This is a genomic window from Duganella sacchari (assembly GCF_900143065.1).
GTDB classification, from domain to species: domain Bacteria; phylum Pseudomonadota; class Gammaproteobacteria; order Burkholderiales; family Burkholderiaceae_D; genus Rugamonas; species Rugamonas sacchari.
Map to the genome: position 1 here is coordinate 582,906 of NZ_FRCX01000003.1, position 23,655 is coordinate 606,560.

General features: G+C 62.9%; 24 protein-coding genes and 1 rRNA gene. 9 read left to right on the forward strand and 16 right to left on the reverse strand.

The genetic code is table 11. The features are described from left to right. Positions 1-37 precede the first annotated feature (37 nt). The 5 genes from rpmH (at position 38) to mnmE (ending at position 4,128) form a co-directional block, all read left to right on the forward strand. Positions 38-172 carry a 50S ribosomal protein L34 gene (gene rpmH / locus BUA36_RS08870; protein WP_040378179.1) on the forward strand — a complete coding sequence of 45 codons (135 nt, stop codon included), beginning with the start codon at positions 38-40 and terminating at the stop codon, positions 170-172. A gap of 24 nt (positions 173-196) precedes the next feature. Next, a complete protein-coding gene (rnpA, locus tag BUA36_RS08875; RefSeq protein WP_072783577.1) occupies positions 197-646 on the forward strand; it encodes a ribonuclease P protein component in 450 nt (149 codons plus the stop codon). Beyond that, positions 643-897, forward strand: a complete 255-nt coding sequence (yidD, locus tag BUA36_RS08880; protein WP_072783579.1) for a membrane protein insertion efficiency factor YidD — start codon at positions 643-645, stop codon at positions 895-897. Before rnpA ends, yidD begins: the two co-directional genes overlap by 4 nt. Before the next feature lie 8 nt (positions 898-905). Then, a complete protein-coding gene (yidC, locus tag BUA36_RS08885; protein WP_072783582.1) occupies positions 906-2,654 on the forward strand; it encodes a membrane protein insertase YidC in 1,749 nt (582 codons plus the stop codon). Between the two features lie 94 nt (positions 2,655-2,748). Further along, positions 2,749-4,128, forward strand: coding sequence for a tRNA uridine-5-carboxymethylaminomethyl(34) synthesis GTPase MnmE (gene mnmE / locus BUA36_RS08890; RefSeq protein WP_072783584.1), 1,380 nt, complete (start codon positions 2,749-2,751; stop codon positions 4,126-4,128). 95 nt (positions 4,129-4,223) lie between these two features. Here mnmE and BUA36_RS08895 read toward each other — a convergent pair whose 3' ends face one another. The 4 genes from BUA36_RS08895 to BUA36_RS08910 form a co-directional block, all read right to left on the reverse strand. Then, positions 4,224-5,162, reverse strand: coding sequence for an SMP-30/gluconolactonase/LRE family protein (locus BUA36_RS08895; RefSeq protein WP_072783586.1), 939 nt, complete (start codon positions 5,160-5,162; stop codon positions 4,224-4,226). Beyond that, positions 5,159-6,460, reverse strand: coding sequence for an energy transducer TonB (locus BUA36_RS08900; protein WP_072783588.1), 1,302 nt, complete (start codon positions 6,458-6,460; stop codon positions 5,159-5,161). The genes BUA36_RS08895 and BUA36_RS08900 overlap by 4 nt, the downstream gene beginning before the upstream one ends. Positions 6,461-6,465: 5 nt before the next feature. After that, complete coding sequence (locus BUA36_RS08905) at positions 6,466-8,181, reverse strand: Hsp70 family protein (protein WP_072783590.1); 1,716 nt, start codon at positions 8,179-8,181, stop codon at positions 6,466-6,468. A gap of 90 nt (positions 8,182-8,271) precedes the next feature. Continuing rightward, positions 8,272-9,243: a sensor domain-containing diguanylate cyclase gene (locus BUA36_RS08910; protein ID WP_072783593.1), complete on the reverse strand. Its 972-nt coding sequence runs from the start codon at positions 9,241-9,243 to the stop codon at positions 8,272-8,274. Positions 9,244-9,545: 302 nt separating this feature from the next. On the opposite strand from BUA36_RS08910, the gene BUA36_RS08915 reads away from it, so the two are divergent. After that, the gene (locus BUA36_RS08915; RefSeq protein ID WP_072783595.1) at positions 9,546-9,755 is read left to right on the forward strand and encodes a hypothetical protein; all 210 of its coding nucleotides are present in this window, start codon (positions 9,546-9,548) and stop codon (positions 9,753-9,755) included. Between the two features lie 18 nt (positions 9,756-9,773). Here BUA36_RS08915 and BUA36_RS08920 read toward each other — a convergent pair whose 3' ends face one another. Both BUA36_RS08920 and BUA36_RS08925 read right to left on the reverse strand, forming a co-directional pair. Beyond that, complete coding sequence (locus tag BUA36_RS08920; protein WP_072783597.1) at positions 9,774-10,400, reverse strand: Hpt domain-containing protein; 627 nt, start codon at positions 10,398-10,400, stop codon at positions 9,774-9,776. Between the two features lie 82 nt (positions 10,401-10,482). Next, complete coding sequence (locus BUA36_RS08925; protein WP_072783689.1) at positions 10,483-11,409, reverse strand: CAP domain-containing protein; 927 nt, start codon at positions 11,407-11,409, stop codon at positions 10,483-10,485. A 146-nt stretch (positions 11,410-11,555) separates the two neighbouring features. Between BUA36_RS08925 and pssA the strand changes: the two genes are divergently transcribed. Further along, entirely contained in the window at positions 11,556-12,314 is a 759-nt protein-coding gene (gene pssA, locus BUA36_RS08930; RefSeq protein ID WP_072783599.1) for a CDP-diacylglycerol--serine O-phosphatidyltransferase, read from the forward strand. Here the strand turns inward: pssA and BUA36_RS08935 are convergent. Beyond that, positions 12,311-13,222, reverse strand: a complete 912-nt coding sequence (locus tag BUA36_RS08935) for an aldo/keto reductase (RefSeq protein ID WP_084560073.1) — start codon at positions 13,220-13,222, stop codon at positions 12,311-12,313. The two genes, pssA and BUA36_RS08935, sit on opposite strands and share 4 nt — an antisense overlap. Before the next feature lie 126 nt (positions 13,223-13,348). On the opposite strand from BUA36_RS08935, the gene BUA36_RS08940 reads away from it, so the two are divergent. Next, complete coding sequence (locus BUA36_RS08940) at positions 13,349-14,656, forward strand: EAL and HDOD domain-containing protein (RefSeq protein ID WP_229255647.1); 1,308 nt, start codon at positions 13,349-13,351, stop codon at positions 14,654-14,656. A gap of 33 nt (positions 14,657-14,689) precedes the next feature. Here the strand turns inward: BUA36_RS08940 and BUA36_RS08945 are convergent, their stop codons facing one another. The 9 genes from BUA36_RS08945 to BUA36_RS08985 all read right to left on the reverse strand — a co-directional run bounded on the left by BUA36_RS08945 (position 14,690) and on the right by BUA36_RS08985 (position 23,207). Next, positions 14,690-15,835, reverse strand: a complete 1,146-nt coding sequence (locus BUA36_RS08945; RefSeq protein ID WP_072783605.1) for a D-alanyl-D-alanine carboxypeptidase family protein — start codon at positions 15,833-15,835, stop codon at positions 14,690-14,692. A 42-nt stretch (positions 15,836-15,877) separates the two neighbouring features. Beyond that, entirely contained in the window at positions 15,878-16,540 is a 663-nt protein-coding gene (locus BUA36_RS08950) for an alpha/beta hydrolase (RefSeq protein WP_072783607.1), read from the reverse strand. Positions 16,541-16,545: 5 nt separating this feature from the next. Continuing rightward, entirely contained in the window at positions 16,546-16,863 is a 318-nt protein-coding gene (locus BUA36_RS08955) for a (2Fe-2S) ferredoxin domain-containing protein (protein ID WP_072783610.1), read from the reverse strand. A gap of 27 nt (positions 16,864-16,890) precedes the next feature. Further along, positions 16,891-18,108: a VanZ family protein gene (locus BUA36_RS08960; protein WP_084560065.1), complete on the reverse strand. Its 1,218-nt coding sequence runs from the start codon at positions 18,106-18,108 to the stop codon at positions 16,891-16,893. Beyond that, complete coding sequence (locus tag BUA36_RS08965; RefSeq protein WP_072783612.1) at positions 18,105-18,719, reverse strand: ABC-type transport auxiliary lipoprotein family protein; 615 nt, start codon at positions 18,717-18,719, stop codon at positions 18,105-18,107. The genes BUA36_RS08960 and BUA36_RS08965 overlap by 4 nt, the downstream gene beginning before the upstream one ends. A gap of 10 nt (positions 18,720-18,729) precedes the next feature. After that, complete coding sequence (locus BUA36_RS08970) at positions 18,730-19,668, reverse strand: MlaD family protein (protein WP_072783614.1); 939 nt, start codon at positions 19,666-19,668, stop codon at positions 18,730-18,732. After that, the gene (locus BUA36_RS08975; protein WP_072783616.1) at positions 19,668-20,510 is read right to left on the reverse strand and encodes an ABC transporter ATP-binding protein; all 843 of its coding nucleotides are present in this window, start codon (positions 20,508-20,510) and stop codon (positions 19,668-19,670) included. The genes BUA36_RS08970 and BUA36_RS08975 overlap by 1 nt, the downstream gene beginning before the upstream one ends. Continuing rightward, entirely contained in the window at positions 20,510-21,622 is a 1,113-nt protein-coding gene (locus BUA36_RS08980) for an MlaE family ABC transporter permease (protein WP_072783619.1), read from the reverse strand. The genes BUA36_RS08975 and BUA36_RS08980 overlap by 1 nt, the downstream gene beginning before the upstream one ends. Before the next feature lie 112 nt (positions 21,623-21,734). After that, positions 21,735-23,207, reverse strand: coding sequence for a B12-binding domain-containing radical SAM protein (locus BUA36_RS08985; protein ID WP_072783621.1), 1,473 nt, complete (start codon positions 23,205-23,207; stop codon positions 21,735-21,737). Between the two features lie 250 nt (positions 23,208-23,457). On the opposite strand from BUA36_RS08985, the gene BUA36_RS08990 reads away from it, so the two are divergent. Then, a 16S ribosomal RNA gene (locus BUA36_RS08990) occupies positions 23,458-23,655 on the forward strand; the annotation flags it as partial.

A 23,655-nucleotide genomic window follows, 5' to 3' on the forward strand; every position in this document is an offset into this window, starting at 1 on the left:
CGATTTTGCATTTTTTTCTGCTTTAAGCGAGACCAACATGAAACGTACTTACCAACCTTCCGTTGTACGCCGTAAGCGTACCCACGGCTTCCGTGCACGTATGGCTACCCGTGGTGGCCGTCAAGTGCTGAACGCACGCCGCGCCAAAGGCCGCAAGCGTCTGGCTGTATAAGCTAGTCACTTGTTAGCTGATCGCGTGGACAGCTGCGTAAACAGCGGCTCGACAGGCGAAGGTTCACACGACTTCGCGCGCGCTCGGCGTATCGTTAAAACGGATGAATTTTCATCCGTTTTTCGTTTGCGCCCTAGCCAAAAAAGCGCGCACTTCGTGCTGTACACCCGTCTGAACCAACTGCCGCATGCGCGGCTGGGCGTCGTGGTGGCCAAGCGCTTTGCGCCGCGCGCCGTCACCCGCAATACGATCAAGCGCGTCACGCGCGAACTGTTCCGCGTCAGCGGCCTGCCCGCCATCGATTGCGTGGTGCGCCTGGCCAGACCGGTCAACAGCAAAGATGGCCCTGCCACCACTGCAAAGCTGAAAGCGGCCTTGCGGGTGGAATTGGCACGTCTGTTTGCCGCGCAGGCAAAACAGTCGGCGCGGCCGGCCTTGCCTTCGGCGTCGCCGCCGCCACATAGGTCGCCATGAAAACCGTGCTCCGCTTCCTATTGCGCTTTTATCAACTGGCGATCAGCCCGATGATGACGCCGAGCTGCCGGTTTTATCCGAGCTGTTCGAACTATGCGCTGGAAGCGCTGGACGTCCACGGCGCCGCGCGCGGCAGCTGGCTGGCGTTGCGCCGCGTGTGCCGCTGCCATCCGTGGCATCCGGGCGGGCATGATCCGGTGCCGGGCACCTCCCATTCCTCTACGACCGCTTGCGGTTGCAACCACTCCTGATTGAAATAATGGATATCAATAAACGTACCATCCTGTGGATCGTGTTTGCGGTGTCGCTGTTTGTTCTGTGGAACAACTGGCAAGTCTCGAACGGCCGTCCATCGATGTTTGCACCACCGCCAGCGCAGACGGCCAAGGCGCCTGAGGCGAAGAAATCCGACCTGCCGGCCGCTGCTGCCGTGCCGGGAGCTGCTGCCACCGCCGCCGCACCAGGCGCTGCGGAAGCCGCGCCGTTCAAGGCCGAGCGCATCACCATCACCACCGACGTGGTGCGGGCCGATATCGACACCCAGGGCGGCACCATCAAGCGCCTGGAACTGCTCAAGTACAAGGAAAACGGCCACCCGGGCTGGTTCAACGGCTGCTTCGGCCTGTTCAAATGGTGCGAACCGGGCGACAACAGCAAGAACGTGGTGCTGTTTGACGTCGATGCCGGCACCGGCAAGACCTATCTGGCCCGTACCGGCCTGATCGGCGCTGGCGTGCCCAACCATAACAGCGGCTTTGTTGCCAAACCTGGCCCGCGCATGCTCAACGACGCCAACCAGGTGCAACTGGTGCTGGAATCGGAAGAGGGCGGCGTCAAGCTGACCAAGACCTTCACCTTCAAGCGCGGCGACTACGTGATCGGCGTGCGTCATGACGTCACCAACACCGGCGCCGCGCCGGTATCACCGCAGCTGTACCTGCAGCTGGCGCACGACGGCAACAAGCCGGCCGGCGATTCCTTCTTCAACAGCAGCTACACCGGTCCGACCCTGTACACCGAGGAAAAGCACTACGAGAAGCTGAAGTTCGAAACGCTGGAAAAAGAAGCGCAGGAAGCCGCCAAGACCGGCAAGCCGATGCTGCAGGACCACGCGACCAAGGCCGACAATGGCTGGATCGCGATTTCGCAGCACTTCTTCGTCTCGGCCTTCATTCCCCAGCCTAAGCTGATGCACAATATCGAGACCACCAAGATCGACACCAACGTCTACGGCATCAGCGTCAAGCAGCCGCTGGGCACGCTGGCGCCGGGCGCAACCGTGTCGAACGACGCCAAGCTGTTCTCGGGGCCGCAGGAAAACGCGTTGCTGGAACCGGTGACGCCAGGCCTGGTGCTGGTGCGCGACTACGGCTGGCTGGCCGTGATCGCCAAGCCGATGTTCTGGGTCATCGAGCACATCCACGGCGTGCTGGGCAACTGGGGCTGGACCATTATTGCGTTCACCATCCTGATCAAGCTGTTGTTCTTCCCGCTGTCGGCCGCCGGCTACCGCAGCATGGCCAAGGTCAAGCTCGTGACGCCGAAGATGCAAGCCATCCGCGAGCGCTACAAAGGCGACCCGGCCAAGATGAACCAGGCCACCATGGAGCTGTACAAGCAGGAGAAGATCAACCCGCTGGGCGGCTGCCTGCCGATCCTGGTGCAGATGCCGGTGTTCATCGCGCTGTACTACGTGCTGCAATCGGCCGTGGAAATCCGCGGTGCGCCATGGGTGGGCTGGATTACCGACCTGGCGCAGCATGACCCGTACGCCATCCTGCCGGTGCTGTACGCGATTTCGATGTTCATTACGACCAAGCTCAACCCTGCACCGGCGGATCCGATGCAAGCCAAGATGATGCTGTTCATGCCGCTGGCGTTCTCGGTCATGTTCTTCTTCTTCCCGTCCGGCCTGGTGCTGTACTGGGTAGTGAACAACGTGCTGTCGATTGCCCAGCAATACGTGATCTCGAAGAAGTTCGGCGCGGTAGAACCGGCTAAAGCCTGACCAGACTGTTGCTAAAAAGCTCCATGTGCGCTTGCCGCGGCCCAGGCCGCCGCAAAGCCACATGGAGCTTTTTTTTATCTAATACAATGCCTGTATGAATATCGATTCCTCCCCCATCGCCGCCATCGCCACCGCACCGGGGCGTGGCGGCATCGGCGTCGTGCGCGCCTCCGGCAAACAGCTGCAGCCGCTGATTGCCGCGCTGTTTGGCGATAGCAGCCTCAAGCCGCGCCATGCGACCTACATCCCGTTCACGCAGGCGGACGGCAGCGTGATCGACCAGGGCATCGCCATCTGGTTCAAGGGCCCCCACTCGTACACCGGCGAAGACGTGCTGGAACTGCAAGGCCACGGCGGCCCCATCGTGCTGCAAATGCTGCTGGCGCGCGTGCTGGAAGCGGGCGAAGCGCTGGGCTTGCGCCTGGCCGAGCCTGGCGAATTCACGCGCCGGGCGTATCTGAACGACAAGCTGGACCTGGCGCAGGCCGAGGCGGTGGCCGATCTGATCGACGCCTCGACCGAAGCGGCGGCCAAATCGGCCTCGCAATCGCTGTCGGGCGCGTTCTCGAAAACCGTGAACAAGCTGGTGGCCAGCGTCACCAACCTGCGCATGCTGGTGGAAGCGACCCTGGACTTCCCGGAAGAAGAGATCGACTTCCTGGAAAAATCCGACGCGCGCGGCCAGCTCAAAGGCATTGTTGACGCTTTAGAGCAAGTCTTCAAACAGGCGGCGCAGGGCGCGTTGCTGCGCGAAGGCCTGAACGTGGTGCTGGTCGGCCAGCCGAATGTGGGCAAATCCTCGCTGCTGAACGCGCTGGCGGGCAACGACGTTGCCATCGTCACGCCGATCGCCGGCACCACGCGCGACAAGGTCACCGAAACCATCCAGATCGAAGGCATCCCGCTCAACATCATCGACACCGCCGGCATCCGCGCGGCGGAAGAGGCGGTGGACGTGGTGGAACGTATCGGCATCGAACGCACCTGGGGCGAAGTGGGCAAGGCCGACGTCATCCTGCACCTGCTGGATGCCGACCACGGCCCGTCGCGCGCCGACGAAAGCATCGTGGCCGCCTTCCCGGACGGCGTACCGGTGCTGCGCATCTGGAACAAGATTGATTTGTCCGGTCACAAGCCGGCGGTGGACGTGATGGGCGACGCCACCCACATCTACCTTTCCGCGCACGAACACATCGGGATCGACCTGCTGCGCAAGGAACTGCTGCGCATCGCCGGCTGGCAGCAGACGGGCGAATCGCTGTACTTGGCGCGCGAACGCCATCTGATCGCACTGAAAAACGCCGGCGCCCACCTGGCGCGTGCGGGTGAACATGCAGCGCAGAACGACCAGTCGCTGGACCTGTTTGCCGAAGAACTGCGGCTGGCGCAAGTTCAGCTGTCCAGCATCACCGGCGCCTTCTCCTCCGACGACCTGCTGGGCGTCATCTTCAGCCGCTTCTGCATCGGCAAATAAACTCCGGGGTCAGGTCCGTCATTTCTACACGAGCTGAGCCGTAGTTTGCGCTACGGCTTAGCTCGTGTAGAAATGACGGACCTGACCCCGGATTGTTAGTAGGGCGAGCCGGTGACGTTGAGCTTGATTTGCCAGAGGGCGCCGGCGCCTGTGATGTAGAGGGTCTTGCCATCGCTGCCGCCAAACGCGGCGTTGGTGACGTTGGCGTCAACCTTGATGGTGGCGATTTCTTTGCCGGCCGGCGTGAAGACGCGCAGGCGCCGGTCTTCGTGTTCGGTCACGTAGATGTTGCCGTGGCAGTCGACCGCCATGCCGTCCGGTACGCCCAGCTTGCCGACCAGCTCTTTGCCCCGCTGCGGCACGCCGTTGACGATGGCGTAGGAACGCAGCACGCCGTGATCACCGACCATGCCGTTCACATACAGCACATCGCCGCGCGGCGACAGCGAAACGCCGTTCGGATTGCGCAGCGTGTCGTCTACTACGGTGACCTTGCCATCGGTGGCGACGCGGTACACGCGCGTCTTGTCCTGGCCGCCCGGCGCAGCGGTGCGCTGGAAGTCGGGATCGCTGAAGTACAAGGTGCCGTCCGCCGCCAGCGCCATGTCGTTCGGCGAGTTGAAGACCTGGCCCGCATATTCTTTGACGATGTCGCTGCGCTGGCCGTCCAGCGTGTAGCGCGACACGGATTTGTATTTGTGGGTGGCCGCGATCAGGTTGCCTTTGCCGTCGGTCGCCAGGCCGTTGCTGCCGCTGTTGTCGATGACGACGCTGACCTTGCCGTCCGCATCCAGTTTCATGATGCGCGACGGGAAGCCGGGGCCGAACGTGAAGTCGGAGAAGTACAGCGCATCCTTGATCCACACGGGACCTTCGTACAAGCCCGGTTCGCTGCGCGTGGTGTTGGCGGCGGCGATGCGGGTGGCGCGCAGTTCGCCCGCGGGCGCGCTGCCGGTGCACGTTGCGGGCGCTGCCATGGCGGTGGCGGTGGACAGGGCGGCGGTCAGACTCAGTACGATGTGGCGTAGTTTCATGGGGTGGCGTTGTCGCGGACGTTGAATGAAATCAGGAACTCCCGCGGTATCGCCGCAGGGAAGGGCGCGCACGCGCGGATGGCGCTGATCGCAGCGCTATCATAGCTGACCCTGCCTGAAGTCTGGTACACCATGATCTGGTAGATGCTGCCTTTGTCGTCCAGCACCACGTTGATGTCGGCCCGGTGCTGGCCCGGCCCCAGATCCATGGACTCGGTCGGCATGTGCGCCTTGATTTTCTGCAGCATTTCCGGCGGCAGTTGCTGGACCACGGGGGGCGCGGCTTGCTGCAGTTGTGGAAAGCGCGGTGCAGGTGTGGTGTCGGCGCGCTCGCTGCTGTAGTTGTAGGCCACGCGCACCAGCTGGAGCAGCATCAGGAATAAGATCCAGCCCGCACGTGACGACAGATTGATGTTGATTTTGGGCCACCAGGATTTCTTCGGCGGCGGCAGGGCGTCAAAGCGTGCGCGCCACTGTGCCACCATGCCGGTGTTGGTCACCACCGACATCCACACGGGGAAGTAGGCGGCCATGCGTTCGGCATACGGCAGGTCGTTGCGCAGCTGGTAGTCGGATGGCGTGCCATCTTTGCGCAGCAGGTCCAGCACGGCGCGGTTGATCATCAAATCGGCTTCGGGCAGGTGCGCGAAGATGGTGTGTTCTTCGATGGCCTTGTCGATCAGCGCGCCGGCGCGGCCCAGCTGCAGCAGGCGGCGCCGGTCCTCGCTCCACTGGAATATCTTGCAGGCGACGCTGAACAGCAGGTCGTGCCCCGGCCGCCAGCCGCTGACCAGCTGTTGCGCAATATGGGCTTCGAAGTAGATGCGTGCGCTGATGTTGAGCAGGCGTTCGTCGTCCAGGCTGTGCTGCAGCGCCTGCTGCCACGGGACGGGATTGCGCACGTGGTGGTCTTGCAGCAGCTGCTGCATGGCGGCGCGGAAGTCTTCCAGGACGGCGGCGGCCAGCCGTTGGGGATCTTCGTGCGCGATCTGCTGCGGTTCGGCCGCGGCCTCGGGCTGGATGCCCAGGCTGACGGGTGTGCGCGGCATGCCGTAGTCGGGGGCGACCGGCTCTGGCGTCAGCGGCGCTGGCGCGGCGGCGGAGTCGGTGGCCTGCTGGTCGCGCCAGGCGAGCCAGCTCAGTGCGGACTCATAGGCTTCGCGTAATTCCTGGAACGCGGCGCCATCCTGCTCCTGGTCGATGAGCTTGAGCTCGCGTGCATAGGCGCGGCGGATGGCGCGGGCGTCGGTTTCGGTATCCAGGCCCAGGCGTGCCAGGAACGGCATGGTGTCGCGCATGGTGTTCAGTGCGGGTAGTCGGGCAGGAAGCTCTGGCTCTCCAGTGCATCCAGCAGTTCGCCGAAGGCCTTGGCGGCCGGGCCGAACTGTTTCTTGTCTTGGGTTTCCAGCGCCTGCTCAAAGCGCGTGATCTGCACACCCAGGTGTTCACGCACGTTGCCGCGCAGCTGCTGGTACAGGCGTTCGCCGCGCGCCAGCAGGGTGCGGTTTTCCATCTGGTCGCGCGGGTGGATTTTCAGCGCCGACAGGGCGGCAAAGCGCTGCGCGATTTCCTGCTCGCTCAGCATGCCGGGATTCCCTTCGATCAGCAGCGTGTTCTGTTGCTGGGTCTTGACGATGGTGGCTTCCACCTGCAGCAGGCCGTTGACGTCGTAGGTGAAGCGCACATCGACGCCAGCGTCTTCCTGCCGGCCGCCCGGCAAATTCAGTTGCAGCGAGCCGAGCTTGATGTTGTCGCTGGCCATGCGCGCCTCGCCCTGAAACACGTTAAGCACCAGCTGCTGCTGGTTTTCCTTGAGCGGGTAGTAGCGCTTGACGCGGCTCACCGGCACCACGCTGTTGCGCTCGATGATGGGATCGAAGTGGCCGTGCGAATACACGTCCTGGCCCAGGCGCATGGAGGTATCCACGCCCAGCGAATAGGGGGCGACGTCGGTCATCACCACTTCATCAAGTGCGGCGTCGCGCGCTTTCAGGCCGGCTTGCACGGCGGCGCCGAGCGCCACCACTTCGTCCGGGTTGATGTCGCATGACGGGAAGCGGCCGAACATGCGCGCCACCAGGCGCCGCACCATGGGCATGCGCGAGGCGCCGCCCGCCAGCACGATGTTGTCCAGTTCGCTGCTGGGCAGCTGGGCGTCGCGCAGCGCGCGGTCGACCGGATCACGCAGGCGCGACAGCAGCGGCGCGCAGATTTTTTCAAATGCGGCTTCGTCCAGTTCCATCGCGTACTCGGCATCGTTGTCGCGGATGCGGATGGTGGTGCTGGCGGTGTCGCTGAGCGTGCGCTTGGCCAGCTCGACCTGCGCGTGCAGGCGCTGCATGAAGCCGGCGTCGTTCTTGTAGCTGGTGGACAGCTTGTTGTGCTCGAAGAAGCGCCCGACCACGCAGGCGACAAAGTCTTCGCCGCCCAGGAAGTTGTCACCGGTCGAGGCGCGCACTTCCATCACGTTGTCGAACAGGTCCAGCACCGAGACATCAAACGTGCCGCCGCCCAGGTCGAATACGAGGAATTTGGTTTCGCTGTCGCGCAGGTGGATGCCGTAGGCCAGCGCCGCTGCGGTGGGTTCGTTGAGCAGGCGCTCGACTTTGAGCCCGGCCAGCTGGCCGGCCGCGCGCGTGGCTTTGCGCTGGGCGTCGGAAAAATAGGCCGGCACGGTGATGATGGCTTCCGTCACCGGCTGGCCCAGTGCCGCTTCGGCATCTTCCTTCAGCGAGCGCAGGATCAGCGCCGACAGTTCTTCGGGCCGGAAGCTGCGCGTGCCGAGCTGGATCTGGCGGTCGCTGCCCATGTGGCGCTTGAATGCGGCCGTACTCAGCAGGGGATGGGTTTGCAGCCGTTCGCGCGCGGCGCGGCCGACCAGGATGCTGCCGTCCTCATCGAGGCTGACGCAGGACGGCGTCAACACGTCGCCCAGGCTGTTGGGAATGAGTCGGGCGGCGCCGTTTTCCCACACGGCGATCAGGCTGTTGGTGGTGCCCAGGTCGATGCCAACTATCATGCGCTATCCTCTGCTGAATGTTTCACTCCAGCATCTTACCTCAGATACACAAGATAGTTGGTAAATTGATAGCCTTTATTGCTTGCCAAGTCAGGCGGCGCTGGCTTGCTCGCCACGGTAGACGATCACGCAATCGCGGCCTGCATGCTTGGCCGCATACAGGCAGCTGTCGGCGGCGGCCAGCAGGGCGGCGGCGTCGTTGAGCGTGTCCTTGTCAAAGGTGGCCACGCCGATGCTCATGGTGACGTGCGGCTTGGTGGCCTTGGGCGAATGGGCCAGGTTCAGCGAGGCGATCTTGGCGCGGATGGTTTCCGCGTGCAGCGCGGCCTGCTCGGCGCTGGTGTCGGGCAGCACGGCAGCAAACTCTTCGCCGCCGTAGCGCGCTGCCAGGTCGGCCGGCCGCTGCAGCATGGAGGCAAACGCTTCCGCCACCATGCTCAGGCAGGCGTCGCCCTGCTGGTGGCCGAAGTGGTCGTTATAGGCTTTGAAGGAGTCGATGTCCATCAACAGCAGCGACAGCTGGCCATCGTTGCGCATGGCGCGGCGCAGTTCGCGGTCCAGTGCGACGTCGAAGTGGCGGCGGTTGGCGATGCCGGTCAGGCCGTCCACATAGGATTGCGCGCGCAGCTGTTCGGCCTGGCTGCGCAGCTGGCGCTCGCGGCCGACAATGGTGCTGATGTCGCTCACTTCAATCAGGCAGTAGCGTTCCTTGCCTTCATTGAACGGCGTCACCGACACCGCCTGTTCGACGCGTTCACCGCCCCAGCTGCCGGCCGGATACAGCGGAAACGGCGACGGGTTCAGCGCCGGCGACAAGGTCTGCGGCAGATTGCTCTGCATCGCGCTCAGCACCGCCTGCTCGAGGCGCTGGCCGCGCAGTTCGCCGTACAGGTCGAACAGGTCCTGGCCCAGTACGCGGTGCGCCGATTTGCCGGAACGGCTGGCCATCCACTGGTTCCACATCACGATGTGCTGATTGATGTCGAGGACGATGAGTCCCAGCTGGGCCAGTCCGAGCACGCGCGCGGACAGGTGTTGCGGGGCAGGGGCGAGTTCTGACATGCGTGCTTTCCGGATGGGAATAATGTGCCGATTATAAGGGGTGCGTTGCGGCTTGCTGCACTATCGTTTCCGGCTTTTTCATTGAAAAATATTTCCTCATTCTGTCGCGGACCAAAAGTGTCGTTTGACGGCGATTTTTTGCCGATGCGGTGGATGTAGCGCTCGCGAGTAACCTGCTATTATTGATTGTCGCAAACGGTTATGCCGCTTCATGCAACCGTTGAGAATTCTCATGTTTGCGTCAATTCCGCTGAAGTAACCTTGCACAACTGACCTGCGCTTGGCCTGGAAAGGAGGGGATCGTGGAACCGATACAAGAGAGCGTCCCGGACGACGGGGCGGGCATGCCGCCACCGGCATCCGCCAGGCCCGCGCCACCAGTGCAGACGCGCCAGATGCTGCCGCCCAAAGGCACGTGCTGGTATTGCGAAAAGCCACTGGATAATGTGCGCCGCTTTTGCGACAAGGAATGCGCTGACGCGTTTGATGAAGAGAAGGAATACACCCGCTAGATCGCAGGTCCGCCACCCTCAGGCCATCGCTGCCTGCAAGGTCGCCAGCGCCGTTTCAAAATCGAACTGGTGCGCTGCTTCCGTCACTTCCTGAAAAACTTCCACGCCCAGACTGGCCGCCAGCACGGTTGCCGATTGCTCCAGCACGTCAATTGCCGTGCCATCGCCCTCGTCCAGCAAGCGCGCCAGATGCAGCAACAGCATGCGGGTTTCCGGCAGGTGCGAGGGCTGGGTGGCGGCTGTCTGCTCCACCAGCATGCCGTGCGGATCGCCGTCAAGCACACCATCGATAATCGTGACCAGGCTGCGCAGCGCCTGTTCCAGCTGCACCAGCAGCGATGACCAGCTGGAGGCCGGTCCCGCGCACACCGGTTCCAGCTGCGCCGCCAGCAGATACACCTGCTGCGCGCCGATCATGCCGGCCGCGCCCTTGAGCGTGTGGACGATGCGCTGGGCGTGGCCCGGTTCGCCTTCGACCAGCGCCTTGCGCGCCTCGTTGCCGCTGTTCGGGTAGCGCTGACGGAAGCGGCGCAGGATTTGCAGGTACAGCTCGCGGTCGCCCATCAGCTGCTGCAAGCCGGTTTCCACTTGCAGGATGTGGCCCCCTTCGGGCGCCGGCGGCAGGAGCGGGCTGGTGGATGTCATCGTGCTCAGTGTGATGGTTGTTACCGCTACGATAGCAGACCCCGTTCCATGGCATCGTTGAAATCGTGCAACACCCGGCGCTTTATTTGGTGGTGAACGACCAGCTGCGCGTGACCGAGGTGCCGCCCACGGTGCCGCTGAACGTGACATCGTAGGTGGTGGCGCTGCGCAGCGGCGCCAGCGGAATGATGGCCACGGCGCTGGACACGGTGCTGGTGCCCGCGCCCTGGCTCAGCAGCCGGGTGGTCAACGCCGTGCCGCCGCGCGGCGCCACGGTGAAGCTTTGCACCACCACGGGATTGTTGATGTCTGCATGCACGCTGATCGGGTAGCCCACTTCGTTCTGGTTGGGCACCGGGTCGGGTGACTCGTTGTCGCTGAAGAAGTTGGTCTGCACATTGACCTGGTTGTTGATCGGGTAGGTGACGATCTTGCCTGCGCCGAGGCCGTTGTAGCCATTGACCACCGCAAAGTCGGCCGTGAAGTAGGTATAGTTGCCGGTGGCTGCACCGGTGCCGATTTCTTTGAACACCGGCTCAAAAATAACGAAGCGGTGGTAGATGGCCGTAATCAGTTCTTCCGCCATGTAGAAGCCGGAATTGTTGGTGTTGGCCGCGATGACTTCGCCGGCCGCATAGGACCCGCTCAGGGTGTAGCCTGCGGCTTTCAGGCGGTCGGCCACGTCCACGCCGGTAAACCCGGCTTTGCCTTGGGTTTGCTCGTGCGTGATGGTGCTGTTGAGCCGCTGGTAGTCCGAATGCCCCTGGGCGGCCGTATCGATGCGGCTGTTGCGCGTGAGGACAGACAGCCCCAGCTGCGCGCGCCGGTAGTTGAACCAGTTGAAGCCGTCGGTCGCGGTATTGTTGACGGAGGCGGGCGCGCCCGGTTCCGGTATCAACGGCGGTGTGGTGGTCGAGCCGCCGCCAATCGAGGTTGAACCACCGCCGCCGCAAGCGGTCAGCAGTGCCGTCGTGCATAGCGCCGCCAAGGGTAGTCGCCATTTGTTCATGATGAGCTCCTGTGCCATGTCCCGATTCTATGTCGGATTTCAAAATCAGTGCACGCATTAGACGCACCTTGGCAGCGGACCAAAGATGGTAAGCTTGCCGTTTCTTTGAAATTGCCCCTGCTTTGAAGCCATTACACCATCCGCGCATGCAGCGCGCCAAGTTTGCCTTGCCCAGTATGGTCACGCTGATGTCGATTGCCTGCGGCTTCGGCAGCATCGTCATTTCGGTCGATAATGCGGTGGTCGGTTCGGCCCATGACTACCGTCTGGCAGCCGTGCTGCTGGTGCTGGCCGGCGTGTTTGACGCGCTGGACGGCATGGTGGCGCGCGCCACCAATACCCAGTCCGACTTTGGCATGCAGCTCGATTCGATCGCCGACGTCATGAACTTCGGCTGCGCGCCGGGTCTGCTGCTGTACTGCTGGGGGTTCCAGCAACTGGGCCTGGATCATCCGACGCTGCTGCGTCTGGGCGGCATGGCGAGTTTCTTCTTTGTCGCCTGCGGCGCGTTGCGCCTGGCGCGTTTCAATGTCAACGTCGGCCGTACCGATCCGCGCTATTTTGTCGGCATGCCGATCACGGCGGGCGCCGCATGCGTGGCGTCGGTGGTGGTGGCCTGGCCGGACCCGGCCGCATCGGTGCTGCATGGCAGCCTGATCGTGCTGCTGCTGTTTGGCGTGGGCAGCCTGATGGTCTCTACCATCCGCTTCCCGAGTTCCAAGCAGAAAAAGAGCGTGGCCGCGCTGGTGCTGCTGGCGATCAATGTGGGCCTGCTGGTCTGGCTGCAGGCGCTGTACTTCGTGCTGTTCTTTGCGCTCTACATCAGCGCCACGCTGGCGCTCAACGGGGCATGGAAAACCGGCTGGACGGGCATCGCCCCGCCGGTCGTCTACACGGACGATTAAGCCACTTCGTGGCCGCGCGCGGCGCGCAGAATCTCAAACCACTGGCTGCGGCTCAGGCTGAACTGGGTCGCTTCCACCGCTTCCTTGACGGCCTGGATGCGGCCCGAACCGGTCAACGGCACCGGGCGGCTCGGCAGTTGCATGATCCACGCAAACACCACGCTGCCAAACGGACGTTGCAGCTCGTCCGCCACTTTCTGGATCGCGGCACGCACGCGCACGCCGGTGGCGTCGTCGCTGCTGAACAGGCGGCCCCCGCCCAGCGGCGACCAGATCATCGGCGCCACGCCCAGGTCCTGCAGGCCGTCGAAGGTTTCGTCAAACAGCGGCGCCACCTGCAGCGGCGAGAATTCGACCTGGTTGGTGGCCAGCGCGATGCGGCGGTTCAGGCTTTCGAACTGGTGACGCGTGAAGTTGGACACGCCAAAGTGCTTGACCTTGCCATCCTGGCGCAGGCGCTGGAAAGCGCTGGCGATGTCGTCAAAATTCATGAGCGGATCGGGACGGTGGATCAGCAGCAGGTCCAGATGGTCGGTGCGCAGCTGGCGCAGCGAATTCTCGGCGGAAGCAATGATGTGGCTGGCGCTGGTGTCATAGTGCTGGATGGTGTGTTCCGGGCGCGCATCGGAGATCAGCTTGATGCCGCATTTGCTGACGATCTGCATGTGGTCACGCAGCGAAGGCTGCAGCGCCAGCGCCTCGCCAAACGTGGCCTCCACCCCATAGCCGCCGTAGATATCGGCGTGGTCGAAGCTGGTAACGCCCATGGCCAGCGCCTGTTCTATCCATTCAACCCGCTGCTGCGGTGTGAGCTGCCATTCATTCATGCGCCACATGCCAGCCACGATACGCGACAGCGTCAGGCCGCCTGGATAAGTGATGAGGGATGGGCAGTTCAGGTCGGACATGAGCATGCTTTCAAGGTGAGGAGATGGACAGGAATTATAGCCACAAGTGTGTAATTTAGTTACTTCCGTTGTTGTCGATTTTCATTGTATTATCGAAACGTGCGACCGACCGAACGGAGGGGTAACGTGGGCTTTCTATCGTTTCTGAGATCTAAACCGGAGCCACAAAAGCAAGCTGCCAGCGCGCCTGCCACGCCGCCCCCTGCTGCGCCAGCGCCGCGTCCGGTGGAAGATGCCGGCGCCATGGTGACGCGCGCGGAAATTGTCGACGAGCGCCATCGCCTGTGCGGCTACCGCTTCAGCGCGCCGCAGCTGGAACCCGCATTGATCGATACCATGGTGGCCGCCCATGTGCCGCAATTTGCGCAAAACCGCATGGCGCTGGTGCAACTGAGCATGGACGCCGTGGTGTTCAACCGTCACCTGCCCCTGATCGCTCCGCACACGGTTTTTCTGCTGGACCGCAAGGCTGCCAACCTGCCGGCCGACCAGATTGCCGGACGCATGGCGGCGCTGCGCGAATCCGGCTGCAAGGTGGCGTTGCGCGGTGTCACGCTGGACGTGGAAGATGCGCCGCTGCTGGCCGCTTGCGACATCGTGGTGCTGTACTTGAATGAACATACGTTGGCCGAGTTTCAGACCCTGACCAAGCAGCTGCGCCTGCGCTACCAGGAGCTCAAGCTGATTGTGGATGGCGTCGAATCCTGGGACGAGCAGCGCATGTGCGCCTCCTGGGGCTGCAATTATTTCATGGGCCATTTCCTCACCACCAGCGACAAGGTGGACCCGGACGCCAAGATCGACCAGAGCCGCATGACCTCGATCGAGCTGCTGAACCTGCTGCGCACGGATGCCGAGCTGCCGGCCATGATCGAGGTGGCCAAGCGCGATCCCGGCATGACTTACCAGGTGCTGCAATGGGCAAACGCGCCAAGCAATGGCCAGGCCACCAAGGTGACCAGCCTGCAGCAGGCATTCATGGTGCTGGGCCGGAACCAGCTGTACCGCGGCCTGACCGTGTCCATGTTCCGCCTTGGCGGCGGCGCCACCAAGGAACGCGATGAATCGCTGCTGGAAGTGGCGTTAACGCGGGCGCGCTTCCTGGAAACCTGCAGCCGGCTGCCGCAGACCAAGCGCGATGAGTTGTTCCTGGTGGGGCTGCTGTCGCTGTTTGATGTGCTGCTGGGCGTGCCGATGGCCAATCTGGTCAGCAAGATGCACCTGTCGGACGATATCCGCGACGTGCTGCTGCACAGCGCGGGCGCTTACGGCCCGTATCTGATGATGGTGCTGCTGCTGGAGCGCGACAAGGTTGACCGCGCGCTGGAGATTGCGGCCAAGCTGGAGGTGGAGATGGAGGCGCTGCCGTCCGTGGGACAGGCGGCGTTCCAGTGGGCGCAGGAGTCCATGCACCACACCAGCGCCGACGACTGATAAGAAAAAGCCCGCCGAAGCGGGCTGGTCAGATTATTTCAGCCAGAGGCGGATCGAATCCCAGGCGCGGCCGAAGATCGAGGCTTGCTCGACGGTTTCCAGCGCCACCACCGGCAGTTCCAGCATTGGTTTGCCGTCCACCATCATCTTCAGGGTGCCGACGCGGCTGTTTTCAGCCAGCGGCGCGACCAGCGGGTCTTTGCGTTCCAGCGCCGGCTTCATCTTGCCCGCCACGCCTTTCGGCACGGTGACCATGACGTCGTTGGCAAAGCCGATCTTGACCTGGCCCTTGGCGCCTTTCCAGATTTCCGGCGTGGCGATCGGCTGGCCTTTGGAGTACAGCTTCACGGTGTCGAAGTTCTGGAAGCCCCAGTTCAGCAGCTTCTGGCTTTCCTGGGTACGCACCTGGTCGGACGAGGTGCCCAGCACCACCGAGATCAGGCGGCGCTCGCCGGCGCCGTTGGGACGGTGGGCCGAGGCGATCATGCAGTAGCCGGCCGCTTCGGTGTGGCCGGTCTTCATGCCGTCCACGGTCGGGTCCAGCCACAGCAGGCGGTTACGGTTCGGCTGGGTGATCTTGTTGTAGGTGAAGGTTTTCACCGAGTCGATCTTGTAGAACTCCGGGAAGTCCAGGATCACGCGCTTGGCCAGCACCGACAAGTCCTGCGCGGTGGAATAGTTTTCCGGCGACGGCAGGCCGTGCGGATTGGCAAAGTGGGTCGAGGTCAGGCCCATGCGCTGGGCTTCCTTGTTCATCATCACGACGAAAGCGGATTCATCGCCAGCAACCGCTTCGGCCAGCGCCACGGCGGCGTCGTTACCCGACTGCACCATCAGGCCGTACAGCAGGTCGTTGATGCTGACCGGGGTGGCCGGATCAATAAACATCTTGGAGCTGCTGGTGTCGACCTTCCACGCCTTGGTGGAGACATTGACCATTTGCTTGAGGTCGATCTTCTTGTCGCGCAGCGCGGTGAAGGCGACGTAGGCGGTCATGATCTTGGTCAGCGAGGCCGGCTCGATGCGGGCGTTGGGATCTTGCGAGGCGATAATCTGGCCGCTGGTCGCGTCCAGCAGCAGCCAGGACTTGGCGGCGATGGTCGGGGCCGGCAGCGTCTGCGCCACGGCCGAGGTCATCAACATCACACTGGTGGCTAGTGCCGTGATAATTTTCTTCATAAGATCTGGTGTAAAAGTTAAAAGCCCGGTGATTATAGTGGCTTAGTCGGCGCTTGCGGTGTCCTCTTCAGCCTCGGTTAAGCGTGGGCGGTGCCACAGCTGCGTGACCCAGCTCTTGATGTGACCCAGTTTGCGGTGGAAGAAATGGTCGGCGCCAGGGATGACGATGACGGGAATGTCCTGCGGGCGCAGCCAGTCCAGCACGTCGATGAGGGGGATGGTGTCGTCGTTTTCGCCATGGATCAGGATGGTGTCGGCAGGTACCTCGGCCAGCTCCCATTTTTTGGCGGCGGTGCCGACCAGCACCAGACGCTCCGCCGGCGTACCGGCCGCCGCCAGGCGCTGGGCCAGGTGCGACTGCACATAGGTGCCGAAGGAGAAGCCCGACAGTGCCACCGGCAGGCCGGGGAATTTTTCCACCATCCACGCATGCAGCAGGCCCATGTCGTCGGTCTCGCCCTTGCCGTGGTCGTGCACGCCTTCGGAGGCGCCGACGCCGCGGAAGTTGATGCGCGCCACCACATAGCCCAGGTTGACGAAGGTACGCATCAGCGTGACGGCCACCTTGTTGTCCATGGTGCCGCCGTACAGCGGGTGCGGGTGCGCCACCAGCGCGACGCCGCGCGGTGCGATGCCCGGATAGTCAATCACGCCTTCCATCTGGCCGGCGCCGCCAGCCAGGGTAAATTTTTCGCTTTTGTTCATAGACCTTAGATTTTGAGACGTTCCACGACCTTGCCGTTGACCAGGTGGCTGTCGATGATTTCATCGACGTCGCTGGTGTCGACGTAGGTGTACCAGGTGCCTTCCGGATAGACCACCAGCACCGGGCCATCGTCGCAGCGGTCCAGGCAGCCGGCCTGGTTGATGCGGACCTTGCCGTGGCCGTTGAGGCCGAGTTCCTTGCAGCGTTTTTTCGCATGCTTTTGCGCGGTTTCGGCGCCATGGGCGCCGCAGCTGTCGCGGCCGTCGTCACGCTTGTTCATGCAGAAGAAGACGTGGTGTTTGAAGTAGGGAGTGTCGCTCATGGCTATACCTCGGTGAGTTGGTAGCCGCTATGATACCTTGGCCGCGTTGAGCTTGTGGGACGGCAGCCACAGGAACCAGACCGCAAAGAACGGCCACAGCAGCGACAGGAACTGCGCCGCCCCATTGAAATTCAGGAATTTACCCTGCACCCATGTTTGCAAAGTTGCCACGAAATACGGGTTGGCCGGCGTGGTGTTGATGATGACCAGACCCAGCAGCAGCGTGGTCACGGCCAGCCGCCGCTGCGCCACGTGCGGCGCATAGGTCAGGCCGGCCAGCATGATGGCGCCGATCAGGAATCCGGCCTGGGCGCCCGGCGTGACCCAGACAAACGCATTTTCAGGCGAGAACAGCAGCGCGGTCGCCAGCGCCTTGACCACCACTGAGGCCACCACCATGGCGCTCAGCAGCAGGCCGCGCGGCGATGGCTTGCGCAGCAGGCACAGCAGCGTCAGGCCGGCGCCCACCATGCCGCACGCGGTGATGATGGTTTCGGACAGCCAGTATTGCTCGACCGTGAGCTCGACGTCGGGGCGAATCATATTGCCCAGGTCGATTTCCATGTCCAGCAGTTGCGACAGCCATTCGGACAGGATCGGCAGCAGCTGGCCCAGGCCGTACAGGAAGTTCTGCGGATAGATCTGCGCCAGCGGCCACAGCGCCAGCAGCACCAGGCCCTGGCTGGCGTGCGGCGCGAACCAGGCGCGGCGCAGGCGTTGCAGCTGGCTCTGGTCCAGCAGGCGGCGCACGGTGAGTACGCCGATCAGCGCGCCTATGGCGCAGCCGATGGCGTTGGTGTAGAAGTCCAGGTTGGATGAGACGCGGCTGGGCAGGTAGGTCTGCACCGCTTCCATGGTGCCGGACACCAGCAGGCCGCAGGCGCCGGCCAGCAGCAACGCCCAGATGCCTTTGATGCGCGGGTAGAGCGCGTACACGATCAGTGTGCCGAGCGGAATGTAGCCGATGACGTTGATGATGGCGTCAAACTTGGTCCAGTAGCGCGGCATGCTGGTCGTCTCGAGGAAGATCAGCGGCGACAAGCCCTGGTTATGCCAGCCGGAGAATGGGAACCAGCTGGCGTAAATAATCAGCAGCAGATAGGCCAGCAGCGCCGCGCGCGTGATCGGCGAGGTGCGGCTGACCGGCGCCAGGGGCGGCTTGGCCGCTGCGGGCGGCGGTGTGGCCGCAGTTGGCGAGGGAGCCGGTGCTGGCGCCGCCGGCTCCGCTGGCGTGTTTTCCGTCATTCCTTGGACGGCGGCAGCGCCGCCAGCCAGGTGATGAGATCCGCCGCCACGGCGTCGCTGGCCGCCGACAGCGCGCGTGCGCCGCCTGCCGCATCCGCGCTGGTCGCTGCGACGCTGCTGCTGAAGGTTTTCTGATCCACCAGCTTGTGGCTGCGGAACACCGAGGCGCGCAAGGTCAGGGTGCCATTGCTGCTAGTCGCCGTATCGAAGTTTTGCGCAAAGTCCTCCACCTCCATGCGCAGCACGGTGGTGCTGGCGGCAGCGTCGGTGGTCGCCAGCACTTTCACGCCAGCCTGCGCGATGCGCGCCTTGATGCGCTGCGTGAGCAATTGCGCCGGCGTGGCAGTCCACTGGTTATATGCGTACGGGCGCGGCTGATTGGCGTCGGAATACAGCAGGCGATAGTGCATGCGCTCCGTCTCCAGCGCGGCCGGACCGGCAACGTCGGCGATGATGAGCGGCGCGATCCTGCTGGCGCTGGTGGGCGTGGCAGCCGTCAGCGGGCCGAAGTCGTATTGCGCGGTGGGCTGGCCTTTGCTGGCGCAGGCGCCCAGCAGCGCAGCGGTGGCGGCAATCGCGATGGCGTTACGGATGGTGGCGGTGGTCGTCATCTCGTGGTCCTTATTTGCTTGGCGCGGTAAAGCCTTCTTCGCCGGGGCCGGGCGGAGTGCCAGGTGAACCGAAGATCAGGCTTTGCGGACGGTCGTTAATCTTGTTCATGGTCTTGCGCAGTGCGCGCATCGAGGCCTTGGTGTCGTCGGACAGCGAATTCACCTGCGGCAGCGTATCCAGTTCCAGGCCGCCGGCGACTGCGTCCACCGAGCCGCCGATGCGCTCCACCGTCGTGGTGACGCGGTCGATCGGACCGCCCGGCGCCTGCAGGCCGGTGGTCAGCTTGTTGACGTCCGTGGCCAGTGCGGTGACGGAGTTGAGCGCCTTCTGCGTCTGGTCGGCCAGTGCCGGCAGCTTGTCGATGGTCGGCTGCAGCTTCTCCGGCAGCTCGCGGTACTTCTGCGCCGTTTCGCTGACATCGGAGAACGCGCCCAGGATGGTCTTCTGGTTGTCGGGGCTCAGCAAGGTGTTCAGGCGGCGTGTGACTTCCTCGGTTTGCGTGAGGATTTCCTTGCCGCGCTTTTCCAGCTGATCGAAGAAGCCCTGACGCAGCGGAATGCGTGCCGGATGGTCGCTACTGGATGGCATGAGTGGCGAGCCGGCCTTGTCGTCATCGAGCGCGATGAAGGCGATGCCGGTCACACCCTGATAACCCAGCGAGGCAAAGGTGGTGGTGGTGATGGGCGCATCGGTGTTGATGTTGAGCGTGACCAGGATCTGGCCGGCCACCTTGGTGTCAAACGCGATGCCGCCGACGCGGCCCACTTCCAGGCCCCGGTAGCGTATCGGCGCCTGCGGATTCAGGCCGGGGATGGACTGCGCGGTGGCGATCACGTAGGGCACGCGCTCGACGCGGTCGCGGTTGAACCAGAGGCCATACAGGATCGCCGCTATCAGCAGCGTGATCGTGAAGAAGCCAGTAGTAAGGGCATGGGATCGGTTTTCCATCAGTGCTCCGTGGGTGTTTTTTCTTCCAGCGCTTCCAGTGCGCGGCGGCCGCGGTCGCCGAGGAAGAACTCCTTGATGAATGGGTGATCGACTTTCAGCAGATCGCGCAGCGGACCAAGCGCGATCACATGTTTTTCCGCCAGCACGGCAATGCGGGTGGACAGGGCAAACAGCGTATCCAGGTCGTGGGTGACCATCACCACCGTCAGACCCAGTTCGCGGTGCAGCGATTTAATCAGCGCCACAAAGGCTTCCGACAGGTCGGGATCGAGACCGGCGGTGGGTTCGTCGAGGAACAGCAGCTTGGGTTCCAGTGCCAGCGCACGCGCCAGCGCCACGCGCTTGACCATGCCGCCGGACAGGTCGGAGGGCATCTTGTTGGCGTGCTCGGGCCCCATGCCGACCATATTCATCTTGAGCAGCACGGCGTCGTGGATCAGGTCTTCCGGCAGCACGTGCAGTTCGCGCATGGGCTGGGCGATGTTCTCGAATACCGTCAACGCCGAATACAGCGCGCCCTGCTGGAACAGCATGCCCCAGTGGTTGCGCAGCTGCTGCAGCTGGGCGGAATCGATTTCGCTGATGTCTTCGCCGAACACGCGCACGCAGCCGCGCGCAGGGCGTTCAAGGCCCAGCATCTGGCGCACCAGCGTGGTCTTGCCGGTACCGGAGCCGCCGACGATGGAGAGGATTTCGCCTTGTTCGATTTCGAGGTTCAAGTCCTGGTGCACCACGGTGCGGCCGTACTTGGTCCACAGGCCGGTGATCTCGACCACGGGCACGCTGCCATCGAGTGTCAGTTCGCCGGTGCCGGGGCCGCAGGTGCTTTCGTGTTCGCTCATCAGAACCCCACGCCGCTGAAGACAATCGCAAACACTGCGTCGGCCAGGATCACGGCGGTAATCGCGGTGACCACGGAGGTAGTGGTGCCGCGTCCAAGGCTCTCGGTATTCGGCTTGATGCGCAGGCCGAAATGGCAGGACACCAGCGCAATCAGCATACCGAACACCACGCCTTTGCCTATGCCGATCATGTAGTTCGCCAGCGGCACGGCCTCCGGTAGCTTCAACAGGAAGTATTGCGGTGACAGATTCAGCTCCATTTTGGCGGAAACCATGCCGCCCAGCAGCGCGATGGTATCGGTCCAGATCACCAGCAGTGGCATGGCGATGGCCAGTGCCAGCACTTTGGGCAGGATCAGGCGGAAGCCGTGCGAGATGCCCATTACCAGCATGGCGTCCAGTTCTTCGGTCACGCGCATCACGCCCAGTTGCGCGGTGATGGAGGAGCCGGAGCGGCCCGCCACCAGGATCGCCGCCAGCAGCGGCCCCAGTTCGCGGATGATGCTCATGCCCAGCAGGTTGACCAGGAAGATGTCGCCGCCAAAGTTACGCAGCTGCTGCGCCGACAGATAAGAGAACACCACGCCAATCAGAAAGCCGACCAGCGCCGTGATGCCCAGCGCCTGGAAACCGGCGTGATAAATATTGGCGGATATTTCCTTCCATGGTCCGCGCAGGGGATTGCGGATAAACCGCCAGCTGTCCAGGACCACCTGGCCAATCAGGCGTATCAGCCCGGCCATGTGCTCGAAGAACAGCAGCATGGCAAAGCCCAGCTTCATGACCAGCGTGAGACGGTGCTGGCGCGAGCGTGGCAGCTCCAGTGTGCCGGTGGTTTCGAGGCGCTTAAAGAATTCTTCCTGCTCCGGCGCCAGTTGCAGGCTGGCCGGCCGGGTCTTGCCCCAGGCGTTCCAGAACAGCTGGGCGCCGATGTGGTCCATGCTGTCGACCGCCGTCAGGTCCCATTTCAGATGATCGCCCTTGAATGATTTGAGGGCAGCGGTGATGGTGGCCATCGCCTTGCCCTGCGCCAGAGCGTGAACTTGCCAGGTGCCGCTTGCAGCGACAGCGCCAGCATTGAGGGTCAGGGTAGGCTCTTGGGCAGTAGGCATAAGCTCAAGTTTAAGGGAGTTTCGCCCCGGCCGCCACTTGTGTTCACGGCCGGGGTGCGGCCTCGCTCATAAGACATACCCGAAGGGCCGTGGGGGCTGCGGGGTACAAGCCTCAGGCGGCCAGCCTTCGGGCCTGGCGCTTGGGCGCTGGCGTTTCGGCAGCCTTAGGCTTCGCCCCCGCATAATCACTGGCCAGCAGCGCTTCGGCGTCGTCCTTGTCCATGCCCTGGGTTTGCAGATAACGCGCCACCATGGCCACCAGCCGCTCCAGCGCAATGCGGTGGGTAGCGTCTGTATTCGCGTACAGCCAGTCAGAGAAGGCCATAAAGCGCTGGAACGGCTGGCCGCCCAGCAGCACCGGCAGCGTGTGGCCGAAACGGCCGGAATTGGCCACCAGATCCCAGTAGCGCGCAAAGCGCACCAGCCGTTGCATCGTGCTGAAGTCGATATCCTTGTTCGCCAGGATGGTATACGGCGGGTACGGATCGTAGACCATGCCGTATTCCTGCGTGTGGCGGATGATCGGCGTGCCGCGCAAACGCTTCAGGATGCCGAACTGGATCTCGTGCGGCTCCAGCGCCCACAGCTTGTTGAAGCCTTCGGCAAAGCTCTCCACCGTCTCGCCGGGCAGGCCGGCAATCAGGTCGACGTGCATGTGGGCGTGCGACTGTGTGGTCAGCCAGCGGATATTGTCGGCGGCCTTCTGGTTGTCCTGCTTGCGGCTGACCAGCGTCTGCACCGCAGGATTGAAGCTCTGGATGCCGATTTCAAACTGCAGCGCGCCGGGCGGGAACTTGGCGATGCCTTCTTTTAGTGCATCCGGCAGATGGTCGGGCACCAGCTCGAAGTGGGCGTAGACCGGATCGTCGGGATGGGCTTCCAGCTTATCCAGGAAGAACTGCATGATCTTCAGGCTGGTCTTGATATTCAGATTGAAGGTGCGGTCGACAAACTTGAACAGGCGTGCGCCGCGCTGGTACAGCGACTCCATCTCGGCCAGGAAGCTGTCCAGCGCGAACGGCCAGGCCGTCTTGTCCAGCGCGGACAGGCAGAACTCGCACTTGAATGGGCAGCCGCGCGAGGCTTCTACATATAAGGTACGGTTTTTGATGTCGTCATCTGTGTAGAGCGAGTAGGGCAGCTTGATCTCGGCCATGGGCGGCTGCACGCCGGCGTGCACCTTCATGAGCGGCTTGGGACCGTTGAGGATCTCGCCGCACAGCTTGGGGAAGGTGACGTCGCCCCAGCCGGTAACCACGTAGTCGGCCAGCTTCACAATCTCCTGCTCATTGGTTTCATGGGAAACCTCCGGGCCGCCCAGCACCACGGTCACCTGCGGCGCCACGCGCTTGAGCATGGCGACCACTCTGGCTGTCTCTTCGACGTTCCATATATAGATGCCGAAGCCGACGATGCGCGGCGCATGCGCCAGGATGCGTTCGACGATCTCGGTGGTCTTGGCGCCGATGACGAATTCCTGCAGACGCGTTTGCGATTGCAGCTCGCCCATATTGGCTAATAGATAGCGCAGACCCAGCGATGCGTGGGTATAGCGGGCGTTGAGGGTGGTGAGCAAAATAGACATACCGTATTTTACTTTACGAGAGGGGTTGACGACTCACATAGGCTGCGGCATAATCTCATCTCTCTGCTGCAGAACAAAACGATTCGCAGCGTTACAGAGACAAGATCTTTAAAAATTCAGAATCGATAAGTGTGGGCGTTTGATGCTGCAACAAAAAGCATTAAATGCTCAACAAGAAATAAGCAGTAGTAATACTGTCAGTATTTTGAGTGAGCGAACCATTCCTGTAAAAGGGAATAAAACAGAGATTAAACTAAAGAGTTTGATCCTGGCTCAGATTGAACGCTGGCGGCATGCCTTACACATGCAAGTCGAACGGCAGCACGGAGCTTGCTCTGGTGGCGAGTGGCGAACGGGTGAGTAAAATATCGGAACGTACCCAGGAGTGGGGGATAACGTAGCGAAAGTTACGCTAATACCGCATACGTCCTAAGGGAGAAAGTGGGGG